The sequence below is a fragment of the Synechococcus sp. H55.9 genome (genome assembly GCF_047462355.1).
Taxonomy (GTDB): Bacteria; Cyanobacteriota; Cyanobacteriia; order Thermostichales; family Thermostichaceae; genus Thermostichus.
This window is the reverse complement of sequence record NZ_JANSJB010000101.1, coordinates 2,998-9,029: the sequence shown is the minus strand read 5'-3', so window position 1 is coordinate 9,029 and position 6,032 is coordinate 2,998. Positions and strand designations below refer to the sequence as shown.

Sequence of the window (6,032 nt, the reverse complement as noted above, 5' to 3'; positions counted from 1 at the left end):
GGCAGAGGAAGAGACAAAAATCTCGCCGTAAAGCGGATGGGGAAACCCCACCCGCCTGCGCGGTGGGGTAGTTCATCGAAGCAGAGCCCCCCATTCTGCTGGGAGCGGTAGCCGGCCTAGGTCAGGCCCACTATACTAAACTAACCATTGGCCTGGCCCGACCCATGTAAAGCAAGTAACGGAGAGGGCCGATACGTTTGCATGCCCACTGACATCCAGGATCCCCACCCATGACGGAAACAGCTGACCTTTGGCCACAGCTTTTGGGACAGTTGCTGGATCGGCAATCTCTGAGCGAAGCCCAAGCCGAACAGTTGATGAACGGCTGGCTGCAGAACCAAGTGCCGGATGTGGTGTCGGGGGCGATCCTGGCGGCTCTGCAAGCCAAGGGGGTCAGCGCCGGTGAACTGGCCGGAATGGCGCGGGTGCTGCAGCGGGCTTCGCTGGGATCCCCGCTGGACTTGCCCCTGTTGGTGGATACCTGCGGCACCGGCGGCGATGGAGCCGGCACGTTTAACATTTCTACAGCCGTGGCCTTTGTGGTCAGTGCAGCCGGGATCCCGGTGGTGAAGCACGGCAACCGTTCGGCCTCTGGCAAAGTCGGCTCGGCAGATGTGCTGGAGGCCCTGGGGGTGAACCTCAACGCCGAGCCAGAGCGGGTGCGGGCGGCGGTGGCGGAAGTGGGCATCACCTTTTTGTTTGCGCCTCACTGGCACCCGGCCATGCGGGCGGTGATCCCCTACCGGCGGGCCCTCAAAGTTCGCACCATTTTCAACCTGTTGGGGCCCTTGGTCAATCCTTTCTACCCCAACCGCCAGGTGATCGGGGTGTACGCGCCGGAGCTGGTGCCGGTGATGGCCGAGGCCCTGTGCCTGTTGGGACGGGAAGGAGCCGTGGTGTTGCACAGCCGGGAAGGTCTCGACGAGGCTGGGCTGGAGCGGGCCACGGATCTGGGCCTGCTCTCCCAGGGATCCCTGCGCACAGAAGTCTTGAACCCACGAGATTACGATCTCACACCTGCGCCCACCTCGGCTCTCCAGGGGGGAGACTTGGCGGAAAATGCCGCCATCCTCACCCGCGTCCTCCAGGGATCCGGAGCACCTGCCCAGCAGGATGTGGTGGCCCTCAATGCCGCTTTGGCTCTGCAGGTGGCGGGAGCTGTTCCCGATTGGGGATCCGGAATTGCCCGAGCGCGGGAGATCCTTGCCAGCGGCGCCGCCTGGGATCGCCTGCAAAAATTGGTCGATTTTCTGGCTTCCTAAAACTCCCGCCCTCGCCCAAAAGCCAACACCTCCTCCACCCCCAGGCGAGGCTTGCGGGGCAAGTTGCCCGGAGCTGGGTAGCCCACCGCCAGGAGCATCACCGGCACGTAGCGGTCGGCAATGCCGAACTCCCGCTTCACCCCTTCCGGGTCAAAGCCGATCATCGGCCCGCTCACTAACCCCTTCGCCTGCGCCGCGATCATCAAGGCCATGGCCGCCAGCGCCCCGGAGCGAATCGCCTCATCTCGCGCCAAAGCGGGATTGTTGGCGTAGGTGGCTTGGGCCATATTCACCCAGCCTTCCGCCCGATCAGGAGAGAGGATCCCGGCAGCAACGGCTCTCTGGACAAGTTCAGGCAGCTTCTCATGCCCCCGCAGATCCCCCAAGATGATAAACACCACCGCCGCATCCGCCACTTTCTGCTGGTTGTAGGCCAGGGACTTGAGGCGTTCTTTGTCCTCGGGATCGGCAACGGCAACGAACCGCCAGTGCTGGATGTTGAAGGAAGAGGGGGCTTCCGTAGCATAGGCAACCAGCTCTCGGATCTCCGCTTCCGATAGACGACGGCTGGGATCAAACCTGTCGGCGGAAATCCGCTCTTTCAGGGCGGCTAGGGCGTCCATAGGGATCCTCTGAGGTGTCGGTCAAAGGCTGCTGCCCCCAAAGGCGGAGGCAAGATTGGCAAATGCTATACATTCCGTGCTCAAACGGTCTGCCTTCTTTGTTATCTCCTTTTTTTGGGCCTGTGGCAACCGGGTGAGGCATGAGTTGGGCTTTGGCAGAGCAGGCGAGCGGGATCCCTGACGCAAAGGCAGGTATGATGGAGAAGTAACCCGGTCTGGTCTGGATCCTGGGGTTAAATGTTGGATTGGTGAGGTTGATGAGGAGAAGCAATCGGTGAACTTCGGTCGAGTGCTGACGGCCATGGTTACCCCCTTCACCGATGAGGGGGAGCTCAACTACGATGAGGCCGCTCGTTTGGCCGATTACTTAGTAACCCACGGCAGCGACGGCTTGGTGGTCTGTGGCACTACGGGCGAGTCTCCCACCCTGACTTGGCAAGAAGAGTACGAACTGTTCCGCGTGGTGCGAGATGCTGTGGCCGGTCGGGCCAAGGTGATCGCCGGGACTGGCTCCAACTCCACCCGCGAGGCCATCGAAGCCACCCGCAAGGCTGCCCAATTGGGCTTGGACGGCTCTCTGCAGGTGGTGCCCTACTACAACAAGCCTACCCAGCTCGGCCTTTACGAGCACTTCAAGGCCGTTGCCCAGGCCAGTGACCTGCCCATCATGCTCTACAACATTCCCGGACGGACGGGGGTGAGCCTGCAGCCGGAAACAGTGGCAAAATTGGCAGAATTGACAACGATTGTCGCCATCAAGGAAGCCAGTGGTACAATGGAAGTGGCTTCAGAAATTCGGCGGCTTACTCCCTCCCGTTTCGCTATTTATTCGGGAGACGACTCCCTGACCCTGCCGATTTTGTCTTTGGGAGGCAGTGGCGTGGTCAGTGTAGCCAGTCACCTGGTTGGGCCACAACTGCAGGAGTTGATTCAGAGCTACGCCAAAGGCCAGCACGACCAAGCTTTGGCCCACCACCTGCGTCTGTTTCCGTTGTTCAAGGTTTTATTTGTCGAGACCAACCCCGTTCCGGTCAAGGCAGCGCTGGAGATGCAAGGTTGGCGAGTGGGTCGGGCGCGTCTTCCCCTAGCGCCGCTGCAGCCCAGTTCTCGGCAAGTTTTGCGACAGGTGCTTGAAGAGATGGGCCTACTGGCTGAAGCGAAGGGATCTGAGCAAATGGCGACGAAAGTTTCATGATGGCACCTTGAGGTTTTGCTTCCGCTATGACCGGGGTTTGCAGGGAGTTCTTTTGTGGTGTTTGACCTGTGGGTAAGTAGCTTTTTCCCTGAAAAGCTCTTTCCCCCTTTGGGAAATGGATGAGTTGTGGCGGCTGAGTTCAGCTTTCACCCACAGCTGGGTCGGGAATGGCTTGCGCCAATTTCTGTTTTTGCTTTTTACTGTTGAGGATCTAAGCTCATATGCCAACATCACGTTCTTCGGTTGCTTCTCGTTCTGTGACTCCACAAACCACCTCTTCCGTGCAGATGATTCCACTGGGTGGCGAACGGGAGATCGGCAAAAACACCTGGGCCTTCCGCTACGAGGATGACATTATCCTCTTGGATGCCGGTTTGGCTTTTCCAGAGGAGGGTATGCACGGCGTGAATATCGTGCTGCCGGACATGACCTACATCAAGCAAAACCGTGACAAAGTGCGGGGGATGGTGGTTACCCACGGCCACGAAGATCACATCGGCGGGATCCCGTATCACCTACGAGAATTTGATATTCCGGTCATCTACGGCCCCCGATTGGCGCTGGCCTTGCTGGAGGAGAAACTGCGCGATGTGGGGCTATTGAACCGCACAGAATTGCGCCCCGTCGCCCCCCGCGAAATCGTTCCTTTGAGCAAGCACTTTTTTGCCGAATTCATCCGCAACACCCACTCTTTTGCCGATAGCTTTACGGTGGCTCTGCACACGCCGGTGGGTGTCATTATCCAGACCGGTGACTTCAAGATCGACCATACCCCGGTGGATGGGGAGCGCTTCGACCTGCAGCGGCTGGCCGAGCATGGGGAAAAGGGGGTGCTGTGTCTGATTAGCGACTCCACCAACGCCGAAGTGCCGGGGTTTACCCCTTCCGAGGCTTCTGTACTGCCCGGTCTCACCAAGGCGATTGCGGGAGCCAAGGGGCGGGTGATCATCACCACCTTTGCTTCTTCGGTACATCGCCTCAATTTGGTGTTGCAGATTGCCGAGCAGCAGGGCCGGGTGGTGTCTTTGCTGGGCCGCTCCATGTTGAACGTGGTGGCTCACGCGCGGCGCCTGGGCTACATCCGCTGCAAGGACGAAACGCTGCAGCCGATGCACGTGATCAACAGCCTGCCGGACGACAAAGTGATCATCCTTACCACCGGATCCCAGGGCGAACCGCTGGCTGCTCTGACCCGCATTGCCAATGGCGAGCACCCGCAGTTGCAGATCAAGCCGGGAGACACGGTGGTGTGGTCGGCCAACCCGATCCCGGGCAACACGCTGGCAGTAACGCGGGTGATCGACAAGCTGATGGAGCTGGGGGCCAATGTCATCTACGGCAAGGACAAGGGGCTGCACGTTTCTGGCCACGGCTGCCAGGAAGATCAAAAGCTGATGATCGCCCTCACCCGTCCCAAGTTCTTTGTCCCCACCCACGGGGAGTACCGCATGCTGGTCAAACATGCCGAAACGGCGATGAGCATGGGGATCCCGCGGGAAAACATCGTGATTATCGGCAACGGCGATGTGGTGGAGGTCAACCGTGAACGCATTGCTGTCACGGGCCGCGTCCCCTCTGGCCTGCAGATGATCGCCGCTTCCCACGATGGGGTGGTCATGGACGAGATGCTGCAGGAGCGCCAGCAGATGGCCAAAGATGGCATGGTGACGGTAGTGATCAGCTTGGATGGCAGCGGCCAGTTGCTCTGCACGCCGCAGGTGCAAAGTTTGGGCCTGGCGGGTGAGGGCAATTCTTTTAAAGGATCCGACCTAAAACCCCTGCTGGAGGACACCCTCAAGCAAGCTTGGCCGCGCTTTGCCTGCTCGCTGGAGCGGGGCAGGCTGGAGATCGACTGGGCCGGCCTCAAGGCAGAGGTGGAGCGGGTGGTGCGCCGCTTTGTCCGCGAACAACTGCCCGGCAAGCCGACGGTACTGGTTTTTGTCCAGTCGCCTGAAGAGGAGTCTGTGCCGGTCACCTCTCTGCCAGTTGGGGAAGCCCAGCCGGAACAGGAACGGCTGGCCCTGGGACGACGGCGGCGCTCCTCGGCGGCGGTGGCGGCTTCTTAAGACCGGCTTGCTGGGGTTTCCCAAGACTCCAGCGCCTCTTTCCTGCTACGGGAGAGGAGCGGGGATGTAGAGGCATCATCGGCGCGGCACCCTAGAGGGAGTGCGGATCTAGTGGCCAGGAGATTTCTGCTGTTGAGGGGAGGGATCCCACCTCGCTAAAGGGCGGGCAGCGGCGCTGGGGCGGGACGGGCTGCTGCAGGATCCTCAAGAAGGCCTCGGCCAGGTCGGCATATCCCCGGTCGTTGGGGTGAAAGCCATCGGCCAGCGGGCCGGGGAAGAAAGACTCGCGGCGGTAGGAGCGGGGATCGCAGAGGAGATCCACCACGGGGATCCCTTCTTGGCTCAAGGGGTTGATGGCCCGTTGGCTGAGGCCGACGGAGACCCAAGCCAGCAGTTGCCGCAGGCCCCTGGGCTGCTGCTGCCCCAGGGGGATCAGGGCAAAGTTGGGCAGGTTGGCCACCGCCAGGCGAGCTTGGGGAGCACGGGCCCGCACCGCCTGCAGCAGGGTTTGGTAGTCGGCGGCAAATTGTTGGATCTGGCGCTCAACAAAGGGCAAGGGATCCTCGCCGCGCAGAGTCCGTTGGGCTGCCGCGAAGACAATAGCGTTGGTGTCGTTGCCGCCCACCCAGAGGGTGATCAGGGTGGCGTCGGGAGGGATGCGCGGCACTTGATCCTGGAGCAGGTTGGCCGGGATCCCTTCCCGCAGGGCTTGCATGGCTGGGCTGAGTACCGCTCCTGAGCGGCCCAAGTTAATCAGCTCCACCGGGCCGGGCAGCAGGCGGGCCAGGCGGGGGACATACCCCGTCCCGTTGGGGCAGTCCAGCGGCTCTGAGCGCTGCGGGCGGGTGCCGGCAGCGTTGGCTGGACCATCGCAGGAGATGGAGGC

At 61.3% G+C, this 6,032-nt stretch carries 5 protein-coding genes; 3 read left to right on the top strand and 2 right to left on the bottom strand.

Annotated features, from left to right (window positions below; genetic code table 11):
• Positions 1–230: 230 nt before the first annotated feature.
• Positions 231–1,262 (top strand): anthranilate phosphoribosyltransferase, encoded by a 1,032-nt coding sequence (gene trpD / locus NW857_RS11265; protein ID WP_414335480.1) that lies wholly within the window; start codon positions 231–233, stop codon positions 1,260–1,262.
• On the opposite strand, the gene NW857_RS11260 is transcribed toward trpD, so the two are convergent.
• The gene (locus tag NW857_RS11260; RefSeq protein WP_414335478.1) at positions 1,259–1,885 is read right to left on the bottom strand and encodes a nitroreductase family protein; all 627 of its coding nucleotides are present in this window, start codon (positions 1,883–1,885) and stop codon (positions 1,259–1,261) included. The genes trpD and NW857_RS11260 overlap by 4 nt on opposite strands.
• 274 nt (positions 1,886–2,159) lie before the next feature.
• On the opposite strand from NW857_RS11260, the gene dapA reads away from it, so the two are divergent.
• Together dapA and NW857_RS11250 are read left to right on the top strand one after the other, a co-directional pair.
• Positions 2,160–3,080, top strand: coding sequence for a 4-hydroxy-tetrahydrodipicolinate synthase (dapA, locus tag NW857_RS11255; RefSeq protein ID WP_414368978.1), 921 nt, complete (start codon positions 2,160–2,162; stop codon positions 3,078–3,080).
• 221 nt (positions 3,081–3,301) lie between these two features.
• Positions 3,302–5,146, top strand: coding sequence for a ribonuclease J (locus NW857_RS11250; protein ID WP_414368976.1), 1,845 nt, complete (start codon positions 3,302–3,304; stop codon positions 5,144–5,146).
• 91 nt (positions 5,147–5,237) lie between these two features.
• Here the strand turns inward: NW857_RS11250 and NW857_RS11245 are convergent.
• A partial coding sequence (locus NW857_RS11245) for an SGNH/GDSL hydrolase family protein (protein ID WP_414368974.1) occupies positions 5,238–6,032 on the bottom strand: 795 nt, incomplete at its 5' end.